Source organism: Flammeovirga sp. MY04, from assembly GCF_001682195.2.
Taxonomy (GTDB): domain Bacteria; phylum Bacteroidota; class Bacteroidia; order Cytophagales; family Flammeovirgaceae; genus Flammeovirga; species Flammeovirga yaeyamensis.
In genome coordinates this window covers 4,647,501-4,673,586 of sequence record NZ_CP003560.2, presented here as the reverse complement: position 1 = coordinate 4,673,586, position 26,086 = coordinate 4,647,501, and the positions used below count along the sequence as shown (strand labels likewise).

Annotated in this window: 26 protein-coding genes and 2 rRNA genes (1 of these 28 running past the window's edge); 8 read left to right on the top strand and 20 right to left on the bottom strand. The window is 36.2% G+C overall.

Annotated features, from left to right (window positions below; all coding sequences use genetic code 11):
- Positions 1 to 19: 19 nt before the first annotated feature.
- Both MY04_RS18765 and MY04_RS18760 read left to right on the top strand, forming a co-directional pair.
- Positions 20 to 823, top strand: coding sequence for a sulfite exporter TauE/SafE family protein (locus MY04_RS18765; RefSeq protein ID WP_066212212.1), 804 nt, complete (start codon positions 20 to 22; stop codon positions 821 to 823).
- Positions 799 to 2,016 carry a hypothetical protein gene (locus tag MY04_RS18760; RefSeq protein ID WP_066212210.1) on the top strand — a complete coding sequence of 406 codons (1,218 nt, stop codon included), beginning with the start codon at positions 799 to 801 and terminating at the stop codon, positions 2,014 to 2,016. The genes MY04_RS18765 and MY04_RS18760 overlap by 25 nt, the downstream gene beginning before the upstream one ends.
- Positions 2,017 to 2,083: 67 nt before the next feature.
- Here the strand turns inward: MY04_RS18760 and MY04_RS18755 are convergent, their stop codons facing one another.
- The gene (locus MY04_RS18755) at positions 2,084 to 3,199 is read right to left on the bottom strand and encodes a Na/Pi symporter (RefSeq protein ID WP_158297771.1); all 1,116 of its coding nucleotides are present in this window, start codon (positions 3,197 to 3,199) and stop codon (positions 2,084 to 2,086) included.
- Between the two features lie 222 nt (positions 3,200 to 3,421).
- Between MY04_RS18755 and MY04_RS18750 the strand changes: the two genes are divergently transcribed.
- Positions 3,422 to 4,120, top strand: a complete 699-nt coding sequence (locus MY04_RS18750; protein ID WP_066212206.1) for an SAM-dependent methyltransferase — start codon at positions 3,422 to 3,424, stop codon at positions 4,118 to 4,120.
- Between the two features lie 677 nt (positions 4,121 to 4,797).
- Here MY04_RS18750 and MY04_RS18745 read toward each other — a convergent pair.
- The 12 genes from MY04_RS18745 to rplC form a co-directional block, all read right to left on the bottom strand.
- Entirely contained in the window at positions 4,798 to 5,751 is a 954-nt protein-coding gene (locus MY04_RS18745; RefSeq protein ID WP_066212204.1) for a M20/M25/M40 family metallo-hydrolase, read from the bottom strand.
- An 8-nt stretch (positions 5,752 to 5,759) separates the two neighbouring features.
- On the bottom strand, positions 5,760 to 6,863 hold the full coding sequence (locus MY04_RS18740; RefSeq protein WP_066212202.1) for a ComEA family DNA-binding protein: 1,104 nt from the start codon (positions 6,861 to 6,863) through the stop codon (positions 5,760 to 5,762).
- 127 nt (positions 6,864 to 6,990) lie between these two features.
- Entirely contained in the window at positions 6,991 to 7,686 is a 696-nt protein-coding gene (locus MY04_RS18735) for a glycoside hydrolase family 73 protein (protein WP_066212199.1), read from the bottom strand.
- A 135-nt stretch (positions 7,687 to 7,821) separates the two neighbouring features.
- Entirely contained in the window at positions 7,822 to 9,366 is a 1,545-nt protein-coding gene (locus tag MY04_RS18730; protein WP_066212198.1) for a glycine--tRNA ligase, read from the bottom strand.
- A 173-nt stretch (positions 9,367 to 9,539) separates the two neighbouring features.
- Positions 9,540 to 10,982, bottom strand: coding sequence for a sodium-dependent transporter (locus MY04_RS18725; protein ID WP_066212196.1), 1,443 nt, complete (start codon positions 10,980 to 10,982; stop codon positions 9,540 to 9,542).
- 455 nt (positions 10,983 to 11,437) lie between these two features.
- Entirely contained in the window at positions 11,438 to 12,217 is a 780-nt protein-coding gene (gene rpsC, locus MY04_RS18720; protein ID WP_066212195.1) for a 30S ribosomal protein S3, read from the bottom strand.
- A gap of 15 nt (positions 12,218 to 12,232) precedes the next feature.
- Positions 12,233 to 12,631: a 50S ribosomal protein L22 gene (gene rplV, locus MY04_RS18715; RefSeq protein ID WP_066212193.1), complete on the bottom strand. Its 399-nt coding sequence runs from the start codon at positions 12,629 to 12,631 to the stop codon at positions 12,233 to 12,235.
- Positions 12,631 to 12,909, bottom strand: a complete 279-nt coding sequence (rpsS, locus tag MY04_RS18710) for a 30S ribosomal protein S19 (protein WP_066212191.1) — start codon at positions 12,907 to 12,909, stop codon at positions 12,631 to 12,633. Before rpsS ends, rplV begins: the two co-directional genes overlap by 1 nt.
- A gap of 8 nt (positions 12,910 to 12,917) precedes the next feature.
- Positions 12,918 to 13,742 (bottom strand): 50S ribosomal protein L2, encoded by an 825-nt coding sequence (gene rplB / locus MY04_RS18705; RefSeq protein WP_066212189.1) that lies wholly within the window; start codon positions 13,740 to 13,742, stop codon positions 12,918 to 12,920.
- Between the two features lie 141 nt (positions 13,743 to 13,883).
- On the bottom strand, positions 13,884 to 14,171 hold the full coding sequence (gene rplW, locus MY04_RS18700; protein WP_044229482.1) for a 50S ribosomal protein L23: 288 nt from the start codon (positions 14,169 to 14,171) through the stop codon (positions 13,884 to 13,886).
- 11 nt (positions 14,172 to 14,182) lie between these two features.
- On the bottom strand, positions 14,183 to 14,800 hold the full coding sequence (gene rplD / locus MY04_RS18695; protein WP_066212187.1) for a 50S ribosomal protein L4: 618 nt from the start codon (positions 14,798 to 14,800) through the stop codon (positions 14,183 to 14,185).
- Positions 14,801 to 14,807: 7 nt separating this feature from the next.
- The gene (rplC, locus tag MY04_RS18690; RefSeq protein ID WP_066212185.1) at positions 14,808 to 15,428 is read right to left on the bottom strand and encodes a 50S ribosomal protein L3; all 621 of its coding nucleotides are present in this window, start codon (positions 15,426 to 15,428) and stop codon (positions 14,808 to 14,810) included.
- A 379-nt stretch (positions 15,429 to 15,807) separates the two neighbouring features.
- Here rplC and MY04_RS18685 point away from each other — a divergent pair, with 379 nt between their 5' ends.
- Together MY04_RS18685 and MY04_RS18680 are read left to right on the top strand one after the other, a co-directional pair.
- Positions 15,808 to 16,938: a TRAP transporter substrate-binding protein gene (locus MY04_RS18685; protein ID WP_066212183.1), complete on the top strand. Its 1,131-nt coding sequence runs from the start codon at positions 15,808 to 15,810 to the stop codon at positions 16,936 to 16,938.
- 52 nt (positions 16,939 to 16,990) lie between these two features.
- The gene (locus tag MY04_RS18680; protein ID WP_066212181.1) at positions 16,991 to 17,485 is read left to right on the top strand and encodes a hypothetical protein; all 495 of its coding nucleotides are present in this window, start codon (positions 16,991 to 16,993) and stop codon (positions 17,483 to 17,485) included.
- Between the two features lie 134 nt (positions 17,486 to 17,619).
- Here MY04_RS18680 and MY04_RS18675 read toward each other — a convergent pair whose 3' ends face one another.
- The 3 genes from MY04_RS18675 to rpiB form a co-directional block, all read right to left on the bottom strand.
- Positions 17,620 to 17,772, bottom strand: coding sequence for a hypothetical protein (locus MY04_RS18675; protein WP_158297770.1), 153 nt, complete (start codon positions 17,770 to 17,772; stop codon positions 17,620 to 17,622).
- A 180-nt stretch (positions 17,773 to 17,952) separates the two neighbouring features.
- Positions 17,953 to 18,399 carry a DUF4293 domain-containing protein gene (locus tag MY04_RS18670; RefSeq protein WP_066212179.1) on the bottom strand — a complete coding sequence of 149 codons (447 nt, stop codon included), beginning with the start codon at positions 18,397 to 18,399 and terminating at the stop codon, positions 17,953 to 17,955.
- Between the two features lie 20 nt (positions 18,400 to 18,419).
- Entirely contained in the window at positions 18,420 to 18,851 is a 432-nt protein-coding gene (rpiB, locus tag MY04_RS18665) for a ribose 5-phosphate isomerase B (RefSeq protein WP_205960485.1), read from the bottom strand.
- Positions 18,852 to 18,966: 115 nt separating this feature from the next.
- On the opposite strand from rpiB, the gene MY04_RS18660 reads away from it, so the two are divergent.
- On the top strand, positions 18,967 to 20,085 hold the full coding sequence (locus tag MY04_RS18660) for a glycosyltransferase family 4 protein (protein ID WP_066212176.1): 1,119 nt from the start codon (positions 18,967 to 18,969) through the stop codon (positions 20,083 to 20,085).
- Between the two features lie 25 nt (positions 20,086 to 20,110).
- Entirely contained in the window at positions 20,111 to 20,776 is a 666-nt protein-coding gene (locus tag MY04_RS18655) for a hypothetical protein (RefSeq protein ID WP_066212175.1), read from the top strand.
- Positions 20,777 to 20,994: 218 nt separating this feature from the next.
- Here the strand turns inward: MY04_RS18655 and MY04_RS18650 are convergent, their stop codons facing one another.
- Together MY04_RS18650 and MY04_RS18645 are read right to left on the bottom strand one after the other, a co-directional pair.
- Positions 20,995 to 21,708, bottom strand: coding sequence for an ABC transporter ATP-binding protein (locus MY04_RS18650; RefSeq protein WP_066212173.1), 714 nt, complete (start codon positions 21,706 to 21,708; stop codon positions 20,995 to 20,997).
- A gap of 8 nt (positions 21,709 to 21,716) precedes the next feature.
- On the bottom strand, positions 21,717 to 23,186 hold the full coding sequence (locus MY04_RS18645; protein WP_066212170.1) for a DUF5687 family protein: 1,470 nt from the start codon (positions 23,184 to 23,186) through the stop codon (positions 21,717 to 21,719).
- Positions 23,187 to 23,363: 177 nt separating this feature from the next.
- Between MY04_RS18645 and MY04_RS18640 the strand changes: the two genes are divergently transcribed.
- On the top strand, positions 23,364 to 23,897 hold the full coding sequence (locus MY04_RS18640) for a YfiT family bacillithiol transferase (protein ID WP_066212165.1): 534 nt from the start codon (positions 23,364 to 23,366) through the stop codon (positions 23,895 to 23,897).
- A 386-nt stretch (positions 23,898 to 24,283) separates the two neighbouring features.
- Here the strand turns inward: MY04_RS18640 and rrf are convergent.
- A 5S ribosomal RNA gene (gene rrf, locus MY04_RS18635) occupies positions 24,284 to 24,395 on the bottom strand.
- A gap of 68 nt (positions 24,396 to 24,463) precedes the next feature.
- A 23S ribosomal RNA gene (locus MY04_RS18630) occupies positions 24,464 to 26,086 on the bottom strand; it runs 1,258 nt beyond the window's last position.

Genomic DNA, 26,086 nt, shown 5'->3' with positions numbered 1-26,086 from the left:
TTTATCCTAAAAACTTTCCATGGATTATCATTCTTTAGACCCATTATTACTCATCGCCTACATTACAACCGGAATTATAGCAGGTATTGTTAACACATTAGCAGGAGGTGGATCGCTATTCACCCTATCTTTATTAATGTTTATAGGAATGCCTGTTGGCTTAGCAAATGGTACAAACCGATTAGGGATATTATTCCAAAATGTAACAGGAACTTATACTTTTAAGAAAAGTAACTTATTAGACATACCTTCTTCGATGAAATATGTGATCCCTTCCTTATTGGGTGCAATCGTTGGTGCATTAACTGTTTCTGATATCGATGAAAAAATCCTTCAATATATTATTGGTACTTTGATGTTGCTTATGCTCTACCCCATATTAAATGAAAATAAAAAAGGAGTCAATTTAAAAGTAACTGCAACCCAAAAACCACAATACACATTTTGGAGAGACAATATCATATTCTTTTGTATAGGCTTTTACGGAGGTTTTGTTCAGGCAGGAATTGGTATAATGATACTCGTAAGTGTATCAAATTTAGGTAAAATGACGCTCATTAGAGCCAATGCCATAAAAATGCTAATAATTGCTGCTTATACCCTTCCGGTTTTTATAGTTTTTGTCATTAAGGGACAAGTTGTTTGGCTAGCAGCACTATTATTAGCTGTAGGCCAAGTTCTAGGCACATGGTTTGCAGGTAAAATAGCATCGAAGTCTGATAAAGTAAACATCTTTATACGGTGGCTACTTGTTACAATGGTTGTGATTTCGATTTTTAGAATGTTTGGAATACACACATGGCTAATAGATCATCTGACATAACACTATACAAAATTCTTTTATTTTTCGGGCTATTTTTAGTTTTAGCTACTACGGGATCTTATGCTCAAAAAAGAAAAGATCATACTAAAAACTCAAAACAGCACAATAAGGAAATAAAAAATAAGAAGTCTCAATCTAAAAAAACGAGAACGAAAATAAGCAATAGTAACCCTTACGAACAAAAAGGTAATCCGAATAAACAAAGGCAAGCAATTACTAATAAGGATAAAAAAAGTAATAGTAAGTCTAAAAGAAAAACGGCTACTCCTCAAGAGGAATCAAAAAGCACCTACAAAATGAGTGGTAAAAGGGATTATCATACGAATTCATCCAAAAAACATAATAAATCCGTAAATAAAGATTTTAAGGATGAAAGAAAGAGCAATGAGAAAAAGGCTAAGTTTTATGAAAAAGAAATGGCAGCTCCTTCTCAACCAACCAAAAGAAATAGGGATAGTAATTCTTCTAATCAACATTTGGATGAACAAAAAACAAGGAAAGGTGTAAAAAACGCAAATAAGGTAGAACCTGAATTAAAATTCTCGAACGATGCGAGACAGCAAGTTTCGAAGGATATGAAAAAGTTTGAACCTTATGTAAATGTTGATCCTACCAATAAATATAAAGCAGTAAATAAACATAAAAATAACCCTCAGGAAATTCGAGTTCCCAAAAACAAAGCAAAACAGGTTCAAAAAGATTTTTCAGAAAGTAAAGGATACTATATAAGAGTCGAAAAGAAGCCAGGTAGAAAAGTAGGTAGAGATGCCGCTAACCACGAAGGTGCTTACGTGGTGGTCGAAAAGAAACCTGGCCGAAAAGTAGGTAGGGATGCCGCTACTTATAAAGGTGGATATGTAGTTGTTGAAAAAAAACCTGGCAGAAGAGTAGGTAGAGATGCTGCTCAATATAGAGGTTATGTAATTGTTGATAGATCGAGGAATCGTAAGATTGCAAGACAAGCAGCAAATTTTAAACCTAATTATGTAAAAGTAAAACAACAACTTTCTCTTACTAAAATGTATTATGGCAAGGGAAGAGGAAAAAATACAGGTAAGCAAATACAACGACAGCGATTTGCTCCCCACTTTAAGAATGTTCATAACCCTACGATAAAAGGAAAATCAAATTCCATGAAAGACAAACCTTCGAAGTACACCTATGACAAGGAGGAAGCTGAGATTTGGAATTAAAAAAAAGAGGATAGCTTAATTTATAAAAGCTATCCTCTTTTTTTATCAAGATTTGTAATTTGTTTTTTTATATACTGAACCACACTAATAAGAATGGTAATACAAAAAACAGTGTAAACAAATATAAGAATCCAAATATTCTATCCTTTGCTGCTAAAAAGCCTAATTTCTTGGCATACCAAATAGGAAATTTTTTCACTCCAGGGATTAATAAAAAGATTAATACACCCAATACATTAAAAAGTACATGGGTTAAGGCAATTTCAATCCCATACTCTGTCCCTGTTGTGATAGAAGCGAATAAAGCTGTGATTGTGGTACCGACATTGGCTCCCATTATAAACATATATCCTTTTTCTAATGATATTTTCTTTGAAGCAGTTAATGGAACAATCAAAGAAGATGTTATTGAACTTGATTGTACTATAGAAGTTATCAAGGTACCTGACAATAAACTTCCCCCATCACTTTTAAAGATTAAAGAGTTTGTCGAAATACTATTATTTTCCATCAAGGCTTGCTTAGTTACCCCTCCGATCAACTTTAATGAACCTACAATTAATACAATCGCAATAAAAAAGATTAACCAAGGGTAGTCTGTAAGATTTGAAAATAAGTATTTAACAACTCCATCCAATCCAAACCCAAAACCATTAAAGTTCTTTACTGCCAAATCAGTAGGTTGATCAAATAATATACCCGCAAGCTTTTGTGATAGATTAGACAAAAATCCTGTAAAAATTTCTAATGGTAAAAATATTAATGCAACACTAATATTAAAGAAATCGTGCAAAGCTGCTCCAGAAAGGGCACGCATAAATACCGATTTATCATCTATATAACTTAGGGCGACGATTGTACTTGTGACAGTTGTCCCGATATTTGCCCCCATTACAATAAATACTGCATCGTCCAATGACATATGTCCAGAAGCAACGGCCCCAACAACAATAGTTGTTACCGCTGAACTGCTTTGAAAAACTGCTGCTCCCAATAACCCTATGAAGAAATATATAAAGGGATTATGAGGAACTTTCACTAAATCCTCAGCTATTTCACTCCCCATTAGTGTAAAAGAATATTTCATTACCCCAAAAGCTAGGAACATCAAATAGAATGATACCAGCATGGCTAATGTTTTCTTTAATACACTCTTTATGTCTATATTTTTAAAACTATCCAATTTTTATTTGTTCAGTCTCGTTTAGCATTACTCACCATTTTTAAACCTTAGCTCATTTTATATTAATAAAATGAAGAATCTTATAGGTTTAAGTATTAGCGTGCAAAAATAAGGAATTGTTTACTATCAATTCACACGTTCTATATTAATTAAAAATGAATTATACTTATTTTGCATCAAAAGTGTTCCATTTTTCATTTCAACCACTAAATTTTTAAAAAAGTGAAATTATTTTTAATTCCAAGTTTACTTGCTGCTGATAGTTATGACAGCCTTCCAATTGAAACAAAAGAAGCTGTTCGTACTACAAAATACTACCTTGTAGAGGATTTAAGAACTGCAAGACGATTTATTGGTGGTTGGAAAATCGAAGGTATTGTTGTTCAAGATCTTAATTTTCAGATTTTAGATAAAAAAACAAAGCCAGAAAAAGTTCAAGAGTTATTTAAAAATATTCCAAAGGGAGAAAACGTTGGTGTAGTTTCAGAGGCAGGATGTCCAGGTATTGCAGACCCCGGTGCTTTAGCCGTTCAATACGCTCACAAGAACAATATTCAAGTAAAACCTCTTGTAGGTCCGTCTTCAATACTTTTAGCACTTATGGCATCAGGGTTAAGCGGACAAAAGTTTGCTTTTCACGGTTACCTTCCTATAAAAAAAGCAGAGAAACAAAAGGCACTAAAAAATCTAGAAAAAGATTCTTCAAAGTTATATCAAGCACAAATTTTCATGGAAACTCCATTTAGAAACACTGCCATGCTTGAAGATCTTTGTCAAAACTTAAATGGAGATACTAAGCTTTGTATTGCTGCCAACATTAATGCAGAGGATGAGTACATCAAAACAATGACAATCAAACAATGGAAAAAGGCAAAAGTCGACATCCATAAAAAGCCATGTATCTTTATCATACAGTCATAATTGATAAAAATTCCCCTAACACTGATACAAAATCATCAACAATAACCATTATTTGTTGCAAAAATATCGAAAATCACCCTCACAAAAAGGGTGATTTTTTAATTTACAGGGAACTTTTTTATTAAATCTTTAATCAAACTTCATTTTACCCTCCTTAAATTACAAATTACATAACAAATAAAGATTAAAATTGATATATCTGTAAATATTTAGTTATTTTATTGAAATATTTGCATTATAAATCAAGATTACCTTACTTTGTATCAACAATAAGGGAAAAAGGTATAAAGATATCAAACCCCGTTAAGTTGATATAATACTGTAAGGTGATGAAACTGGCAGACATGCCCTCCTGTCTCGGGGGTGGAGGTTCACGATAAACTTTAAGTAATGGGTTGACCACTAAACGTGCGATGCATACACGATTTGCTTAAAAGCTAAGTACTCCGTGAAGGTTCGAATCCTTCCCTTACAGCTAAACTTTATAATCGATAAAGTTTGAATTTGAAATACACTGTAAGGTGATGAAACTGGCAGACATGCCCTCCTGTCTCGGGGGTGGGGATCACACGATAAACACTAAGTAATGGGTTGACCACTGAAACGTGAGATGCACACACGATTTGCTTGGCCGCTAAGTGCTCCGTGAAGGTTCGAATCCTTCCCTTACAGCAGAATTATTTAAGAAGCTTTTGATGGTAACGTTGAAAGCTTTTTTTATTGTCAATTAAATCGACAAACTCCAGAATCGATTGTGCTGATTCAACAAAAAATCCAATATCAATATTTTCAAACGTATCGGTGGTTCGATGATAATGCTCGTGCTCTTCAACACCGAAATAAATAAACGGAATTTGATATTTATGAAACTCTCTATGATCTGAAGATTCTACCCAATAGTTTTCTGTGTCTCTAGCATTATCATGACCATATTTCATTTTCAAATGCTTACCTGAAGCAGCCTCATTTATCATTTTCTTATATTCATGATGATAATGAGTGCCAGAAACCCCCAACTCTGATTTATCAGAAATAGAAATCATATCTAAATTGATAAATAAGAAAATACTTTCATGGGGAAGTAAAGAAGATTCCACAAAATACTTTGATCCCTCACAAGCCATTTCTTCAGCATCAAAAGAAATAAATACTATTGGAATTTGAGGAGGTGTTTCTTTAAATGATTTTGCAATTTCGATTAATGCAGCAACACCTGAAGCGTTATCATCTGCACCATAATATGTATTCCCTCCAAAAATCCCCAAATGATCATAATGAGCACCAACTATTATGCACCCTTCTTTGGGGTCTTGCCACAGTTCACCCTCTAAATAGCCAATAATATTACTTCCATTCGCTTTCAAATTATATAGGCGATTGTAAAAACTGAAATCTTGCTTAAAACCATCAGGATGAAGGTTTAACAATCCAATTTCGCTAAACTTATCAGTAACAAATTCTTTGGCTCTTTCTCCACCTATAGTTCCTGTTTTTCTACCTTGATAAAAATCTGAAGACAATAATCTTGTATTCGTTAATAAGGCAATAGGATCAATCTTTCTGCTTTGTCCTGTTACACTAAAAGAAAAAAATAAGCAGGTAATAAAAAATATAGGAATACTCCTTTGCATGAATACTATCAATTATATTGTAGATAAGGAATCATCAATAATAGATCCTGTTTTTGTAAAGTCTTAATTCTTAATACATCACTCAAATCAGCGTAATCACCATGCTGTTTTCTATACATTACTATCCAACGAGCTTGTTTATAGTTTAAGTAAGGATGAGTAGCCAACTGTTCATAAGTAGAAGTATTGATATTAATCTTCTTGATATCTTCAGGATTAATATAGCAAAATTCGTTTAAAATTTTCACTTTTAAAGAATCTATTCCAAATACTTCTTCTAATTGATGAAGGGAATAAAAACTTCCTCCCAATCGATTTCTATACTTTATTATCTGATTAGCAGAATAATCACCTATACCTTTCAATTGGGTTAATTCGTTATGTGTTGCCTTATTTAAATTAAACTTTGATATAACTTTAGGTACTTCTTTTACCAACAATTGCTCTTGTTCTGGCAAATTGATATACTTTTTCCACTCCATAAATTGAGCTGAATCCACACCATATAACTTCAAAACATCATCTTTGCTCTTAAAAGAACCTCCACTTGTTCTATAAGCCACCATACTATTTGATAATTGATGGGAAAAACCCATTTCGAGCAATTCCTGCTTACTCACTTTATTGGGATCAAATCGTTTTGGGTTAAATGCTGTAGTAGTCTTCTTCTCTTTTGAATATCTAGTATACTTCTCTTTTTTCACCCACTTTCTCTTTTCTAATTTAGGTGGATCAATCTTCACATAAGGGCTTATTTGATCATATACATCATCAGTTAATAAATAGATTTTCTTAAGGTCCTCAACTGAATTAAACCTTCCTCCTTTTAATCTATATTTTACTATTGATTTAGCTACATGAGATTCTAAACCAACATCTTTCCATTCTTCTACAGTAAAAATATTAGGGTCAAATAAAGGTATCTCTTTGCTCTCCTTTAAATTATTTGATGATGCCTCAAAAACTATGACTGCAGGAGAAGGAAAGATTTTTTGATAAATCACATCAGCAAAAAGAAATAAAACAAGTGTTGGAACAAGGTAAATGATACTTTCAATTGATCTATAGTTAAGACCGAACCAATCAAATAGCGATTGAAAATTTGTTTTCATGAGAGAATGTTAAGCAAGTGAGAATCGTTTATTATGAGTGAGTATCAAACTCTAGTTTAAATTAAAAAACTAACTGAAACAAAAAAAGCACATGGTTTAATTTCTATTTAGACCATGTGCTTTTCAGCTATCTTTTATCGTATTCGTAAAGTCGATACTTTTCTATTATGTTTATCAACTTCGATGGGTATTTAGGATCGGTGGCATAACCTGCCTTTTTTAATCCTTTGGCCCAACCTTTATAATCTGTTATCTTCAACTTAAACAAAGGCGCGTACCATGATCTAGTTCTAAGAAAATTACCATGATCTTCGTAAGAGTCCAATACAGAATTATAGACTCTAAAACATTCGTTGGGTCTATCATCATCGTATTTATACGTATTACCAGACCAATTACCTCCACACTTAATTCCGAAGTGGTTATTTGTAGCTCTGGCTAAACTACTATTACCTGCACCAGACTCTAATAAACCTTGAGCCAAGGTAATACTCGCAGGTACCTTTTTATGGTGCATAGACTCAATAGCATAATCCTTATAATAATCAATATACTCTTGAGGAGTTAACTTTTTTCCTGGAGGTATTTTATGCTCTATCCCTTTTTTAGATTTTGGCTTATTCTCTTTGTTTGTATTCGATGATACAGAACTGTTATTATTATTAGAAGAAGAGGAACTTCCGCCATGTTTAGCCTGTAACTCTCTTTTTTTCTTTTCACTTCTTTGCTGGTAAGTATATTGACTTGACCATTGACATGAGGTGAATAAAAAAAGGCTAATAATAAGTGATATATATAAAGAGTGAATATTGTTTGTCTTCATCAAGCAAAAATAAGAGTAAAAAAAAGCTCAAGTCATTCTCTGACTTGAGCCTTAAATATACAAATTGTCTAGTTAACCTAAGTTTCATCAAAAGTAATTTCACAAGATGTGCTTACTTTTTAATGGAAATTAGCTTTATACTAATTGCTTTAACAAGCTAGTTAACGAACAATGCTTATCTAAATATGCTTTCAATTCAGCAATTGGTAATCTGAATTGCTCTGTTGTATCACGTTCACGAACTGTTACTGTATTGTCTTCCAAAGTTTGGTGATCTACAGTAATACAGTAAGGAGTACCAATTAAATCCTGACGAGTGTAACGTTTACCAATAGCATCTTTTTCCTCATAAGAAACATTGTGATCGAACTTGATTTCGTTCATCACTTCTCTTGCCTTTTCAGGAAGACCATCTTTCTTCGTTAATGGGAATACTGCTGCTTTAATTGGAGCAAGACCTGGGTGGAATTTCAAATAAGTTCTTGATTTACCCTCCACTTCTTCTTCAGTGTAAGCACCTGTTAGGATCGATAAGAACATACGGTCCAAACCAACAGAAGTTTCTACTACGTAAGGAACAACGTTTTTACCCAACTCATGATCGAAGTATTGTAACTTCTTAGAAGACAACTCTTGGTGAGCTGACAAATCGAAATCAGTTCTCGAGTGAATACCTTCTAATTCTTTTTGACCGAATGGGAACTTGAACTCAATATCCACTGCCGCGTTAGCATAGTGAGCTGTTTTCAAGTGATCGTGGAATACATAATTATCAGCGTTACCAACAGCTGTATGGAACTTCATACGTTGCTCTTTCCAGTATTCGTACCACTTCATTTCCGTACCTGGCTGAATGAAGAATTGCATCTCCATTTGTTCAAACTCACGCATACGGAAGATAAACTGACGAGCGACGATCTCATTACGGAATGCTTTACCAATTTGAGCAATACCGAAAGGAGGACGCTGTCTAGAAGTGTTCATCACATTCAAGAAGTTTACAAAGATACCTTGTGCTGTTTCCGGACGTAAATATACTTTGTTAGAATCACCAGCTACGGCACCCAACTCAGTTGAGAACATCAAGTTGAACTGACGAACATCTGTCCAGTTACAAGTACCAGAGATAGGACAAACGATATTGTTTTCTTCAATAATCGCTTTTAATCCTTCCATATCGTCTTCCTCTAAAGCGGTTTTAAATTTCGCTTCGATTTCGTCGATTTTCTTCTGATTTCTTAACACATTTGGATTCGTCGCTAAGAATTGCTCCTTATCGAAATCATCACCAAATCTTTTTTGAGCTTTAGTTACTTCCTTTTCGATTTTGCCTTGGTATTTGGCCATCAAATCTTCGATAAGTACGTCTGCTCTATATCTTTTCTTTGAGTCTTTATTATCAACCAAAGGATCATTAAAAGCATCAACGTGACCTGAAGCTTTCCATACTTTTGGATCCATAAAAATTGATGCATCAAGGCCTACAATGTTTTCGTGCATTTGCACCATAGAAGCCCACCAATATTTCTTGATGTTGTTTCTTAACTCAACACCATTTGATCCATAATCGTATACCGCTTGAAGTCCTCCATAAATTTCCGACGAAGGGAAAACAAAGCCATATTCCTTAGCATGGGAAACGACTTTTTGGAACATATTTTCTTTGTCTTGTTTTGCCATTTTCAATGATCTTTTCAAAAATTCAGCCGTAAAATTATAAAAACATGACGACTTAAACATTAATTTTTTCGAAATGAATGAAAATCATAAAAAAAGGAGATCATTTTTTTAATAAATGATCTCCTTTTTACAGAATTTTATAGTAATACTCAAAAATATTGAGAGTAACGTAATTAAGTATTTATAAATTTTATAAGATCATTAATAAGGTTTCTAGTTATTTCCAATAAATCAAGTCCTAAGAATTTATCAGAAATAGTCACCATAGTTATAGCTCCTAAAATAATTGGAACTAAAAACTTTAAAGCAAATATTGAATACTTACCTAAAATTGTATCACCAAAGCCTGGATTTCCTTGTTCTAATTCTTTTTTGAAATTATCACCTCTCCACACCCAAGCGGTATAAAGAGCAATAAAGAAACCACCTAAAGGTAAGAATGTATCAGAAGCTAGGTTCTCAATAAACGTCATAAAGTTGACCGTTTTACCTGAACTATAGGTAATGAAATTATTGAAGAAATCTACTGTACCATTTCCTAACATTGAAGGAATACCCAATAAGAATATCAAACCACCAACAATCCACACTGCTCTTGATCTTCTTACTTCATGCTCATCTACAACATAAGCTACAGGAACTTCTAGTAAAGATACCGTAGATGTTAAAGCTGCAAATGATAATAAAATAAAGAATGCTGCTCCAATTACTCTACCTAAGACTGGTCCTAATGATTCGAAAGCACTAGGTAAAACTGTAAAGATTAAACCTGCACCACCGCTTGTTCCTTGTAAACCTTGAGAATAGATAAATGCGAACATCATTAGACCTGCAATAAAGGCGATACCAACATCTGTTAGTAAGATCATTGCAGTAGAATGTGCTATATTATCTTTTTTACCAACGTATGAACCGTAAGTAATCAAGGCACCCATACCTAATGATAATGAGAAGAACGCTTGTCCCATAGCAGAGAATGCTACATCGAAAGTGATTTCGCTAAAATCAGGTACTAAGTAGAACGCAACACCTTCCATTGCTCCGTCTTGAGTTAAAGCATATCCCATAAGGGCTAAAATCAAAAACAATAGTGAAGGCATTAATATTTTAGAAGCTTTTTCAATTCCACCCGATACGCCTTTCATCACAATGTAAATTGTCAAGAACATAAATACAGATGAAAAAGCAAGGTTAATGTGCCAATCAGAAATAAACTGACCAAAGTTGGCTCCTATTTCGAAGTTACCAGCGATCATTTCCAAAGCAAACCCAAATGCCCAACCGGCTACTACATTGTAAAATGATAAAATCAAAGCACCAGAAAGTACTCCCATTTTACCAACTGCAGACCAATTCTTATGTCCATTTGTTTCAAATGCACCTACTGCGTTTTTATTTGTTTTACGTCCGATAGCAATCTCTGCCATCATCACAGGAAAACATAATAAAAAACAAAAAGCTAAATACATTGCTACAAATGCACCACCTCCTCCGTCTGCTACTTCGAAAGGGAATTTCCATATATTTCCAAGACCAACAGCTGAACCTGCTGCGGCTAAAACGAATCCTATTTTATTAGAGAAGCCTCCACGGCTACTTTCAGATACCCCCGCCATAAATTAAATAGTATAATCTGTTCGTAATAATTACAATGAGTAAACCAATCACTTGATATATCCTCGTTTAAATATCAAATGAAGCCGCAATAAACTACATCAAAGAAAGAGCTACAAATTTCGATGAAAAGTTATGTTAAAAATTACCACTTATTATGTTGATTTTACTTAAATCAAAATTTTATTCACTCAATAAAAATATCATCAAAATAAAATTTGCTTTTAGGCTAAGTATTTCAAAAAGTTGATAATATTATTCTGTTTGAGTGATTAATGATAATAGAAAGACGATGTATTGTCAGTTTACTACATCCTTATTACATGATGAATTATATAATAAGAATTTGAAAGTTATAAATACTCTTTTAAAAAGCCAACGTAAGACACAAAAAAAGACCCTAGCAATTAAAAAACTGCTAGGGTCCACCTGTGTTCAGTTAGGTTAACTAACGAGACTATGACTGTTTGCCACCGCCTCTGTTACCACCACCTTTTCTGCCACCACGGCCGCCTCTACGACGATCGTTTCCGCCACGCTTTCTATCGTTACCACCTCTACGGTTGTCACGACGTCCAGTTTCAGCAGATGGAGAAAGGTCACGCTTACCTAATACTTCACCTTTGAATACCCAAACTTTGATACCAATGATACCATATACAGTAAGAGCTTCAGACAAAGCGTAGTCGATATCTGCACGAAGTGTGTGCAAAGGAATACGACCCTCTTTGTAAAGTTCAGTACGAGCCATTTCAGCACCACCCAAACGACCTGAAAGCTTCACTTTGATACCTTGCGCACCGTGACGAACAGCGTTAGCAATTGCTTGCTTCATCGCACGACGGTAAGATACACGGCTTTTCAGTTGTTGAGCGATTGACTCACCGATCAATTTCGCATCAGTCTCAGGACGTTTAACTTCAGAGATGTTGATTTGAACATCTTTACCAGTTAAACGCTTCAACTCTTCTTTAATTTTATCTACCTCAGTACCCGCTTTACCGATTACTACACCTGGACGAGCAGTGTGGATAGTTAAAGTAACGCGCTTGATAGTACGCTCAATAACTACTCTTGAAATACCTGCACGTGGGTTCGGAAGACGAACTGCGATATACTTTCTGATCTTGTCATCCTCTACTAACTTGTCAGAGAAATCTTTTCCACCATACCAGCTAGACTCCCATCCTCTGATATAGCCTAAACGAAGACCAATTGGATTAATTTTTTGTCCCATGGGAAAAACCTAATTTTAGTTATCTGACTCGTTTGATTCTGTATCCTCAGCGACTACGTCGATAAGGCTTGTATTACGAGCGTCAACCACAACTGTAACGTGGTTAGAACGCTTGCGGATTCTGTGTGCTCTACCTTGTGGAGCTGGACGGAAACGCTTTAATTGACGTCCACCAGTTACAAAGATAGTTTTCACGTATAAATCTGCATCTTCTACAGACTCGTCAGGGTTTTTTGCTTCCCAGTTTGCCACAGCAGAAAGAATTAACTTTTCTACTAGAGGAGCACCAGCTTTCTGAGCAAAACGGAGAGTGTTCAGTGCATCGATAACTTGAGCACCTCTTACTGCGTCCGCAACAAGCATCATCTTGCGTGGAGCGATAGGGCAATTGTTAAGTTTTGCTACTGCTTCCATTATTTTCTGCCTTTATCTTTTTTATTGATGTGACCCTTGTAAGTACGTGTTGGAGCGAATTCACCTAGTTTGTGACCTACCATGTTTTCAGTTACATAAACAGGGATGAATTTGTTACCATTGTGTACAGCAAATGTGTGACCGATGAAGTCTGGAGAGATCATAGATCTACGTGACCAAGTCTTGATAACAGACTTTTTGCCAGACTCATTAGCTGCGTCGATTTTCTTTACTAAACGAAAATCAATATAAGGTCCTTTCTTTAGCGATCTTGCCATAGCTTAAATTACTTTTTCCTTCTTGAAACGATTAGTTTACTAGAGTACTTTTTAGTGTTACGCGTTTTTTGACCTTTAGCGTAAACACCAGTACGTGAGCGAGGGTGTCCTCCTGAAGATTTACCTTCACCACCACCCATTGGGTGATCCACTGGGTTCATTGCAACACCACGAACACGTGGTCTACGACCTAACCAACGCTTTCTACCTGCTTTACCTAAACGAACGTTCATGTGATCGCCGTTTGATACAGTACCGATAGAAGCAAAGCACTCGATAAGTACTAATCTTGTCTCGCCTGAAGGTAATTTAATTGTAGCATATCTACCAGTACGACCTAACAATTGAGCGTAAGCACCAGCAGAACGTACCATAGCAGCACCTTTACCTGGTTTCAACTCAATGTTATGAATGATAGAACCTACAGGGATCTCAGACAATGGAAGTGTATTACCTACTTCTGGAGCTACACCTGAACCAGACAAGATAGTCTGTCCAACTTGTAGTCCTTCTGGAGCGATGATATACGCTTTAGCACCATCTACATAGTAGATTAAGGCAATACGAGCAGTACGGTTTGGATCGTACTCGATAGATTTCACGATACCAGGGATACCATGCTTGTTACGTTTGAAGTCGATAACACGAAGACGACGCTTGTGTCCACCACCTCTATTACGAACAGTCATTTTACCTGAGTTGTTACGACCACCTGAACGGTGCTTACCAACAGTCAGAGATTTCTCTGGTGTACTTTTCGTGATTTCCTCGAAAGTAGGAGCGATTCTGAATCGCTGTCCCGGAGTTGTGGGCTTTAACTTTTTAACAGCCATTTTTCAAACTTTCGTATTTGCTCTTACGGGTTTCAGATAGGTTTTCCTGACTCCCATACACAGCAAATTGGTTAAACTTATATACTACTACCCGGAGTATTGCTACTCCGGAGGTATATTTTCAATTTTAGATTTCAGATCCTATAGACCTTCGTAGATGTCGATAATCTCACCCTCAGCTACTTTTACCATCGCCTTTTTGAAAGAAGATGTGTGACCGTTAATAACAGCCGCTTTTGTGTAACGAGTTTTTGATTTACCTGGTAGGATAGCAGTTCTTACTGCCTCTACGTTAACACCATACTTAGCTTCTACAGCTTGTTTGATCTGTACCTTGTTAGCTCCTTTAGCCACAACGAAAGTGTAAACACCACCTTCGTGAGCAAGTGCAGCCTTTTCTGTCAAGATAGGTTTTACTAATACTTGCATTATATTAAGGCTTAAAGGTTAGAAAATTTTTCAACTGCATCTTGAGCGATGATCAACTTGTCCGCGTGCAATACTTCGTAAGTGTTCAATGAATCAACAACTACTACGTTTGCTTTTGGCAAGTTTCTAGCTGACTTGTAAACATTATCGTTTTGCTCACCCAAAACTAGAAGAGTCTTCACGTCTGAGAATTGCAAGTTTGATAATACTTCTTTGTAAGCTTTAGTTTGTGGAGCCTCGAAAGAAAGAGTTTCCAAAACTGTTACATTGCTCTCTTTTGCTTTGTAAGCCAACGCCGAACGACGAGCCAATTGCTTAAGTTTTCTGTTAAGCGTTTGACGGTAGTTTCTCGGACGTGGTCCAAAGATACGTCCACCACCTCTGAAAACAGGTGATTTGATAGAGCCCGAACGAGCTGTACCTGTACCTTTTTGTTTTTTAAGCTTACGAGTAGATCCTACGATCTCCGCACGCTCTTTAGCTTTATGCGTACCTTGACGTTGTGCCGCCAAATACGCTTTTACGTCAAGATAGATAGCATGATCATTTGGCTCGATACCAAATACTGCTTCTGGTAAATCTACTTTACCAGTCTCAACGCCTTTTGAGTTCAATACTGCGATTTCCATCTACTGATTACTTTTCAAGGATTACGTAAGAATTTTTAGCACCTGGAATTGCACCAGAAACAAGGATTAAACCATCCTCTGGATACATTTTCATAACGCGTAAGTTCATCACTTTAACACGCTTACCACCAGTACGTCCAGCCATACGAAGACCTTTGAATACACGTGATGGAGTTGCACATGCACCAATCGCACCTGGAGCTCTTAAACGGTTATGCTGACCGTGAGTAGCTTGACCTACACCACCGAAGTTGTGTCTCTTAACTACACCTTGGAAACCTTTACCTTTAGAAGTACCTACGATGTCTACGAATTCACCTTCAGCGAAGATTTCATCCATTTTCAATACATCTCCTAGAGCTCTTTCCATAACTGGGTTACGGAATTCTACCACTTTACGTTTTGGTGTGGTACCAGCTTTTGAGAAGTGACCTTTCATAGCAGCGGACGTACGCTTCTCCTTCTTCTCGTCGAAGCCCACCTGAATAGCTGTATAGCCATCAGATTCTACCGTCTTAACCTGAGTCACAACGTTAGGACCAGTTTGAATCAACGTACAAGCGATGTTCTTGCCGTTTTCATCATAAATACTAGTCATACCGACTTTTTTTGCAATAAGTCCTGGCATTGTTCTTTACTTTAAAAATTAATTAATTAAACGCCTGAAATTCAACTCATCTACACCTAACTCTGTAAAGAAAAACTCGCATTGAACTCCCCGTCTGGTCCTTCAATTTGATGCCTTTCTTAGAGCCGTAACGATACAGTACAGCTTTCAAACGGCTTGCAAAGGTAATCATATTATTTTACTTCCCAAATTTTTATTTATACATCACTTAAAAACAGTGAGATAGGAGAACTTTATTAACAATTTGTTTATTTATATAAGGAGTTTTCATCAAAATGCCTTTTTTTGTATATCATTCATTATGAGTTAGTCATATTTTTACTCCTAACATTGCTACTTTTTGATAAGTAACACATTCTCAACCTTTCATTTTTTGACTATGAATACTAACAACAAAAAAAATAGAAGACATTTTATCAAACAGCTTACTAAAGTAAGTGGAGGTGCTCTAGTATCTGCTACTGCTTTATCATCTTGTAGCAAAGAAAACAATTCAGAAATTGTCAAAAGTAAAAAAAAAGAGAAGGTATTTAATTGGAAATGTGTAACGGTATGGCCTCCTAACTTCCCTATTCTTGGTGAAGGAGTAAACAATCTTGCCGATGAACTCAGAGAGCTATCTGATGGCCGCCTTAATATAAAGGTATTCGGAGGAGGAGAATTGGTTCCAGCTTTAGAATCTTTTGATGCAGTACAACTGGGTGCCGCACAAATGATGCATGGTGCTGCTTATTATTGGGCGGGTAAAATTCCTGCTTCCGTATTTTTCACTGCTACTCCATTTGGTATGACGACAAGGCAACAAAATGCATGGTTATTATATGGCGGTGGAAACGAACTTTGGAAGGAACTATATAATAAGATTGGACTAGAACCTTTCCCTTGTGGAAATACCGGCGTTCAAATGGGAGGTTGGTTTAATAAGAAACTCGAAACAGCTGAAGATCTTCAAGGAATAAAAATGAGAATTCCTGGTCTCGGAGGAAAAGTATTTTCAAGAGCTGGAGGTACTGCTGTAACAGTAGCAGGTGGTGAAATTTACACCAATCTAGAAAGAGGTGTTTTAGATGCGACAGAATGGATTGGTCCGTATCACGATTACTTAATGGGATTTCATAAAATTGCCAAGTACTATTATTATCCAGGTTGGCACGAACCATCGGCCACATTAGAGTTGGTTTGTAATAAAAAAGCATACGATAGTCTTCCAGAAGATTTACAGGAAATGATCAGAATCGTTTCTTTAAAATATAACGGTAGTATGATGTCTGAATTTGAAAAGTTCAATACAGAATACTTAGAGAAAATAAAGTCCGAAGGAAATAACGAGATATTACCTTTCCCGAAAGAAGTAATGGAGACTTTAAAACAAAACGCAGACTCAGTGATGTCCGACCTCATCGCATCAGATCCATTTGCTAAAAAAGTGTACGAAAGCTTCACTCAGTTTAAACAGAATATTAAACAATGGTCAACAATTTCAACTGATGCTATACAAGAGTACCTTTAAACCAATTATTATCTTACCTTTGCGTCACTTAAAATATTGATATTCATAATACATGAGCTCAAAATTATTAAACAACGTAAAGTCAGCGATCAAAGCTGCAGGTAAATCTTTTGTTTATTCTTCTCCTGAGGAGAATGATGACAGCCAAGCACAATTCCAATTCATCAGCACAAGAGATGGTGAAGAAAAAGTAATGGATGCCTTTATCTATACTTTAGAAATGGAATACGTAATGAAACTTCACGAAGAAGCAGTTCAACACGTCATCAACGAAAATCCAAAGTTTGCTGATGCTGACTTCGACGTAATGGATGGTCCACACATGGATGCTGTCGACGAAGCTATCGCTACTTTATCTAAAGACGATACTTACGATGTAGGTGAATTCGTAGAAGAACGTCCTGATGACGAAGAAGGTAACGGTACTCCTATCGATATCTGTTTACACGTTGAAGAAATCACTGATGAAGTAATTGCAAAATTCATCTCTGAATACAACGATGGAACTTTAAAGATCGACGAAACAGTGAGATCTTTCGAGATATAATATTTCTTGATTCAAGAAAGCAAAAGAGGTAGCACACACAGTGACTACCTCTTTTTTTATTAATCTCAACTAATATTTAAACTACCTATCTGAGGTTTTCTAAACTACCATTCTCTAATCAGACAGTTTTTGTTTTAATTCGAATGTGGTTCATTAGGCGCTGTATTACCATGAACAGGATCTGTATCTGAAGGTAAAACTGCATTGTCTGGTTCATATGTTGTTTCTGAATCTCCACATGACATCATCATAATTGCAAGGGCCAAAATAGAAAGTAACTTTTTCATAATCGTATCTTTATTTATGTTTTATTATTTGATCTATTACAAAGGTAGATATCAAACAACTAATAAAAATTGATGTATGATAAGAAAGTGAATTAGGTAGTTGATAGTAATTTTGATTATTAAAAAAGGTAAAGTAACCTAAGCTACTTTACCTTCTCAATAAGTATCTGATACTATCAATTAGTCTCTAAGACGACCGCTGATAGAATCTTTTACTTTCTTTTCGTCTCTTTGAATGAATTTAATCGCTAAACGGTTAAGAACAATAGAGAAAACTGGCAAAAAGAAACCTACTGCAGGTTCACCATTTGCTCCAGCTAATTCCGCTCCTTGATAATAACCGTAGTACATCATTAAACCTAAAGTAATAAAGATTAATAATGTATTTACAAGGTTCAATTTCACCTGCTTCATTCTATCTTTAAATGATAGTAATGAATATAAAGCGACCAATGCAGATATTGTTGCTACAACAGCAATAGCCATTGTGTTAATAACCCCTCCACTGTAAGTAAATTCTCTTGAAGTTAATACTGCTTCACCAGCACTCCAAATCGGAGCAAAGTTTACAGCAAACATGCCGACTACGATCAAGAATAAAAAGATCGATTGGATTCTTTGAATCATTTTTTAAGTTATTTGATAGTTTATGATAAAGGAATCTTGTTCACTCTATTATTGTGACGTCCTCCTTCAAATTCTGTAGAAATAAATGTATCTACAATCTCGATAGCTCTTACTAATGAAATAAAACGAGCAGGCATTGATAATACATTTGCATTATTATGCTGACGCGTTAACTGTGCCAATACTGGCTCCCAGCAAAGACCTGCACGAACACCTTGGTGCTTGTTCGCTACCATTGATACACCAATACCACTACCACAAATAGTGATACCGAATTCTACCTCACCATTTTCTACAGCCTCAGCCAATGGGTGAACATAATCAGGATAATCACAAGAATCTGTTGAAAAAGGACCGAAATCTTTTACTTCATGACCATTCGACTCTAAGTGTTCGATGATTGCTTTCTTGTATTCGTAACCTGCGTGGTCACCACCAATTGCCAATTTCATAATTGTATTCTAATTAAGTTTTAAAGCGTAATCTTTTTTGAGGAATTATCTCTCAAAATACTTCAAACGTTTTCTACGTCTTGCAAAGATATTAATTGTTTTATTACTTCACGATATGTTTATTGTAATAGAGCCTTATCGTTTTTTACCTCCTGTAAATGGAGGTCATAAAGCCAACTACCATGTTTGCGAGCAATTGTCTAAAAAGACACCTTTAACTTGCATCACCACCACAAACAATCCTGATATTAAAATCCCATTCAAGATTGAAAAAGTTTTCGGCGACAAAATTACAAAATATATAAATCCTTTCGTAGGATGGAAAATATATAAATCGGCAAAAAGGCTAAAAACAAAGCAAATTTTACTTAATCAGCCCTTTATGAGCTTATTAATCCTCCCAATTTGTCGAATTCTAGGTATCCCTTTTCTGATTTTCTCCCACAACATAGAATATACCCGCTTTAAAAGCATGGGTAAAATATGGTGGCCACTAATGAAAATGCTGGAATCGTTCGCTTATAAAACAGCTGATAAAGTCTTATTCATCTCTGAAGAAGACCGTCAATTTGCTATCAAGAATATTGGGTTGATGGAAGATAAATGCCTGAATATGCCTTATGGAACATCGGTGAATCAATTTCCTATTGATATAGCAGAGAGTAGACAAAAGGTATATCAATCCCACCAAATATCTGATGATACTTTGAGTTTATTCTATTTTGGTCCTATGGACTATGCCCCTAATCAAAAAGGGTTAGAAAACTTATTGTATCAGGTACTACCGGAAGTAAGAAAGGCAAATAAAAAAATACACCTGTTTTTAGCAGGCAAAAATATTCAAAACAAAGAGCTAAATTATATCCAACAATCCGATGATATCACTTGGTTAGGATTTGTAGATGATCTCGACTTATATATCAAAGGAACAGATGTAATGTTGAACCCTATTTGGATTGGTGGCGGTGTAAAGATTAAATTAATGGAATCTTTGTCATTAGGTGCTACTGCAATATCTTACCGAAGTGGAAGTTTTGGTATCAATATCAAAACGCTTGATGATAAAATTACTATCATCGAAGATGAGGATAGTAAAGCATTTGCTCAAAAAATTATTGAAACTCCTATTTTAGAGAAAAAAAAGACACCATTAGCATTCTACGATTACCATCATTGGGAAAAGATTATTGATAGAACGTTAACACAACTTTCATTGCAGCAAATATCCTCTTAATTTTGGGGCTTATACAATTACAACTATGACATTAGCAGAAACCATTTCAGACATTATTAATAAATCTCCATTTCTTCAGGAAGGAATTGCCGAGGGTATTGTGAACTACAGTGCCTTGGCTAGAAAATTAAATCCTGAAATCAATGACCTCATGCAAAAAGAGGTTCAGGAAGGTGCTATTGTGATGGCCTTAAAAAGAATGGCTCACAAAGTGGAAGCTTCTGGAATGGAAGATCAAGCCAAAGAATATATCCGACATATGGGTGATATTTTGGTGAGATCCGATTTGGTCGATTTTGCTTACAAAAACTCTCCGACTTTGATTGGGTGTCAGAAACAATTATTGGAATTAGTCCAAAATGTTACTGGCGATTTGTTTCATGCATCTTCTAAAGGTATGCACGAAACGAACATCATTACTTCAAAATCTTTTGCTCCAAAAGTAAAAGAGCTATTTGATGAGGAAGAAAAGCTAACAGAAATCCAAGACCTTGCAGCCGTGACGATGCGTATGCCAATGTCTTATGATAAAGATGCTCCTGGTGTATTCTATTTTATTTTGAAAACTTTAGCATGGAATAAAATCAATGTCGTTGAATTTATTTCTACTAAACACGAATTTTCCATTGTGATTGAAAAAGGAGAAATCAACAAAACATTTAACTTATTACATAATATGAAAAATGGATAATCAAAAATGTGAACAACATCTTGATTACCCATTACTATTTTAATATCCACCATCACTTATCAACAACTCCACCGTTTACAAACAATTTGATGTCGATAAATGAGTAGTTTCTTCTACTTATTTCTGTAATATCTAAATTCTGACCTTAATTGTGAATAACTTTTTATTTTCACTATAATTCATGGTAGTATTTTCAAAAAGTTATCAACATTTGTAGGTTAAATTGATTCTTCAGTAATTTTTGCTCCAAAATAGCTTTCCAATTCTTCCAATGTCGATTCTGTATTTTCAACATCTTTAACCACTTGACCATCTTCTAACATCACTATTCTAGAACTGATACCTGTTACATGTTGTAAATCGTGACTTGAAACAATGGCAGTTACACCTTCTTCTGATAGTTTCTGAATTTTTAATCGTAACCATTGCTGAGAGGTTGGATCTAAGTTGGCAAAAGGTTCGTCCAATATCAATAACTCTGGGTTACCTATTAACGCTCCCAAAATTCCTGTTTTGTTTTTATTACCCTTCGATAAATCCTTAATCATCTTTTTACCTGTCAGAAAATCATCACCATAAAAAGCTTTGTTCTGAGTTAAGAACTCATCCAAATCACCTTTCTTCCATTGATGTAAATTCGCAACAAATTCAAGATATTCTAATGAAGTCATAAAAGGTACCAAGAAGGAATCGTCTAAAAATGAACCTGTATATTTTTTCCATTCTTCTGATTTTGAAACTGCCGAATCTTTAATTTTTATTTCTCCATCAGTCGCTTTTATTAAATCAAGTAGTAAACTTAGAAAAGTGGTTTTACCCGCTCCATTATTTCCTACAAGACCAACAATTTCGTTCTTTTTGATATCCAGCGTTTCTACAGACAAAGCTGTTTTATCACCGTATTTTTTAATTAGTTTTTCTGTATGTATCATGATATTATTTATTGACTAAAGCCTTCTGACATTCTATATTTTCTCTTGTTAAATTGATTCACTAGTGGTTTAATCATAAAACCGTGGAATAATAAACCTAAAATTCCCACAGAAGAAACAATGATTAATGCGGTGTAGTGATCAAAAGCATAATAACCTATGGCATACAAAACAAGAGGAATAATCATTAATGGTAAATTGGAAATAAAATGCGATGCTTGCGTTCCTTGATAATTAAAGGCTGTTCCTTTATCTAATTCAATAGACTTTTTATTGAATGTACCAATAAAGAAAATCAACTTGAGATTTATTCCGATGTTGAATAAGTAACCCACAAAGATCATTAGGGCAAAGTTTAGATCAAGGAAAGCAAAAATACTACAACCCAAAATCATAGATATTGTGGTAATGCCTAAGTAAAAGTTATGCTTCGCTTTAATATAATCCTCTACTGTGAACGGTTGTGTTCGAATAAAATTGAAAAATTTCCCTTCCCATGCGTACATAAATTGACCAAACATTGCTCCTACTACTCCGGTAGTAAACCAACAAAAGAAAAATAGCATTACTTGCGCTTGATGTTCTTGAGTTTTTACGACGATCATTGGATAGAAAAGGAAAAGAAACACCATTACTACCAGATTTTTCAATCTTTTGTTTCTTAGAATCAACTTCGATTCATAGATCATAAAACTCTTCATGACAGAATCGCCTTTTATCAAATAACTCAAATCAAATGAAGAAACTTTCTCCTTATGAATTTCTTGATCTGTCAGTAATAATGTTTTGGACAAATTTAGAGTGATGAAATAGATACCCACAAAAAGTAAAATAGGGATAATGACCATCCAAGTTGATGTCACCACCAAATTAAAGTACTCTGCAAAGTAGGTTGAAAGTGGTAAATATCCTTTGATATCAACATAACCTAAACCTAAAATAGATAAAGTGATAATTAACCAAGGTATGAATGCTTTCCCTACAGTTTTCCCTATGTTATAGGCAAGAAAATTATTTATCAACACATGAAGTGTTATTGATATCAACCAAACTAAAGCTTGTATGCCATCTACGTCATTGATTACTGCAATAAAAAAGAAAGGCAAAAACAGAAAATAAGGTAGTACATTAAATGCACTAAAAAGCGATTTCACTTGAAGAAAATGAAGTAAGCTCGACCTTTTGATAGGTAAATACAAATAGGGTTTTACATCAAATGGACTTTGATTTTGAATAACTGATCTAAGAAACAGATCCAAAACAAAGTAATAATAAAGAAACTTACTTAGAGTAAGAGTGGCTACTTGAGTTTCATCATATTTCAACATGATGTTGTCCAAGAAAAAACCTAGACTTACTGCTGCTCCTCCAAAATAGAGCACCATAAGGGCCACGAAAAATTTAATGAGTACACTCTGAGCATCAAAGACGCTTCTACCTTTACCTTTTAGGTATAAGGAGGTTAGTTTTAAGATCATTTTTAAAGAGAGAATTTGTTTTAGTTGACTAGTTCATTTTCGAGTATGCGTTCGTCATAAAAAGAATAAATCTGAAATCGAAAAATATTTTCATCGATATCAGATAATTATGTTTATTGTATAAATAATAAAACGTTAGATTTATCAGAAAGTTACACTTATTAACAACAAACAAAAATGACTATAGACACCAATCTTCAATTTCCCATAGGAGAATGTCCTACTTCTTTTGATATCACATCAGAAAATATATCAAACTGGATTCATGTTATTGAAAGGTTTCCAAATGCAATCGAAGAACTCATCAAAGATATCTCAATAGATCAATTAAATGCTACATACCGTCCTGGGGGATGGACTGTAAAACAAGTCATTCATCATTGTGCGGATAGTCATATGAATAGTTTTATCAGATTTAAATTGGCATTAACAGAAGATACACCAACAATACGTCCTTATTTTGAGGATCGATGGGCTGAATTATCAGACTCCTTAGATAATGATGTTGATAGTTCGTTACTCTTATTAAAAGCACTACATAAAAAATGGGTAGTGCTCTTAAAAAGTTTAAACGATGAAGATTTAAAACGTGCTTTCTTACATCCTGAACATGGTCAGAAAATTAGTTTAGGAGAGAATATTGGGATTTATGCTTGGCATTGTGAGCATCATTTGGGGCATGTTAGGTTGGGGGTAGTAGGTAGTAGGTAGTAGGTAGTAGGTAGTAGGTAGTAGGTAGTAGGTAGTAGGTAGTAGGTAGTAGGTAGTAGGTAAGATCATCGACATAATAATAGCTTCCAAGATTTTGGGGTTATTTTTCGTGGATGCATTATTTATTTCTCCGTCTTTGTAGAGGTGGCCTTGGCCCCTCGTTACACGAATTATTGGTCTACATTATTTGGGCATCTGTAATTTCTGAGATATTGGATTTTCCATCCACATCCACGTCTCCAGCGAGGCGGCCTTGGCCCCTCGGGGACCATCGGTTTACGAAGATATAACTACATTGGACACCAACAACATTCTCATTTGATATATGCACAAACAAAAAAAGGTTAGCCAACATCTTGTGTTAACTAACCTTCTATATTTTAGGAATGTGGCGCCGACTTACTCTCCCGGGGGTTAACCCAGTACCATCAGCACTGTAGGGCTTAACTGCTCTGTTCGGAATGGGAAGAGGTGAACACCTACGTCATTGGCACCATCAATGTCTTAATATCATTGACTGTGAACAGTAAAAACTTTGTCAGTGTCCCCATCAGGGGACACCAACCGAAGAAAAGCTTTCGGGCGATTAGTACTTCTCAGCTTAATCCATCTCTGAACTTACACTTGAAGCCTATCAACGTCATCATCTATAACAACCCTCATAAGGAAATCTCATCTCGAGGTGGGTTTCGCGCTTAGATGCTTTCAGCGCTTATCCGCTCCACACATAGGTACCCGGCGATGCTCCTGGCGGAACAACCGGTACGCCAGAGGTGTGTCCAACTCGGTCCTCTCGTACTAAAGTCAGAGCCTCTCAAATTTCCAACGCCCGCAACAGATAGAGACCGAACTGTCTCACGACGTTCTGAACCCAGCTCGCGTGCCACTTTAATGGGCGAACAGCCCAACCCTTGGGACCTTCTCCAGCCCCAGGACGTGACGAGCCGACATCGAGGTGCCAAACCTCCCCGTCGATATGAGCTCTTGGGGGAGATCAGCCTGTTATCCCCAGAGTACCTTTTATCCTTTGAGCGATGGCCCTTCCATGCGGTACCACCGGATCACTATGTCCCACTTTCGTGCCTGGTCGAGATGTCTCTCTCGCAGTCAGGCTCCCTTATGCCATTGCGCTCTTCCGACGATTGCCGACCGTCGTGAGGGAACCTTGGAAAGCCTCCGTTACTCTTTTGGAGGCGACCACCCCAGTCAAACTACCCACCAAACAATGTCCGGGTTCAAAACCCGTTAGACCGTCGAACAGGAGAGGGCGGTATTTCAACAATGACTCCAAAACGCCTGGCGACGCTCCTTCACAGTCTCCCGCCTATCCTACACACTCCTGGCCAACGGCCAACGTTAAGTTGCAGTAAAGGTTCATGGGGTCTTTTCGTCCCGTTGCGGGTAAGCGGCATCTTCACCGCTACTTCAATTTCACCGAGCTCATGGCCGAGACAGCGTCCAGATCGTTGCACCATTCGTGCAGGTCGGAACTTACCCGACAAGGAATTTCGCTACCTTAGGACCGTTATAGTTACGGCCGCCGTTTACTGGGGCTTCAATTCAGAGCTTCGTGTTACCACTAACTCCCCCTCTTAACCTTCCAGCACCGGGCAGGTGTCAGGCTATATACTGAATCTTTCGAGTTCGCATAGCCATGTGTTTTTGTTAAACAGTCGCCTGGACTTCTTCGCTGCGGCCTCTTACAAAGTAAGTAGGCGCCCCTTCTCCCGAAGTTACGGGGCTAATTTGCCTAGTTCCTTAGCCATGAATCACTCGAGCGCCTCGGGTTACTCACCCTGACCACCTGTGTCGGTTTGGGGTACGGGATCCTATAACATAATCTTAGAAGGTTTTCTTGGAAGCGTTTCATATCGTTATCAGATTGGCCGTGGCCGCTCTGTACTGTCTTGTTTCCCCAAGTCGTGCGCATTTAACTACACAACCTATAGGTACGCAATTCAACGTACTAATCCGTCAGTACGCAGATACTTCATCACTCCGTCACTCCGTCGATGATATAGGATGCTCAGGAATTTTGACCTGATATCCATCGAGTATGCCATTCGGCAATCCCCTTAGGTCCCGGCTAACCCTGGGACGATTAGCGTCGCCCAGGAAACCTTGGTCTATCGGCGGGCAGGTTTCTCACCTGCCTTATCGTTACTTATGCCTACATTTGCTTTTCTAAC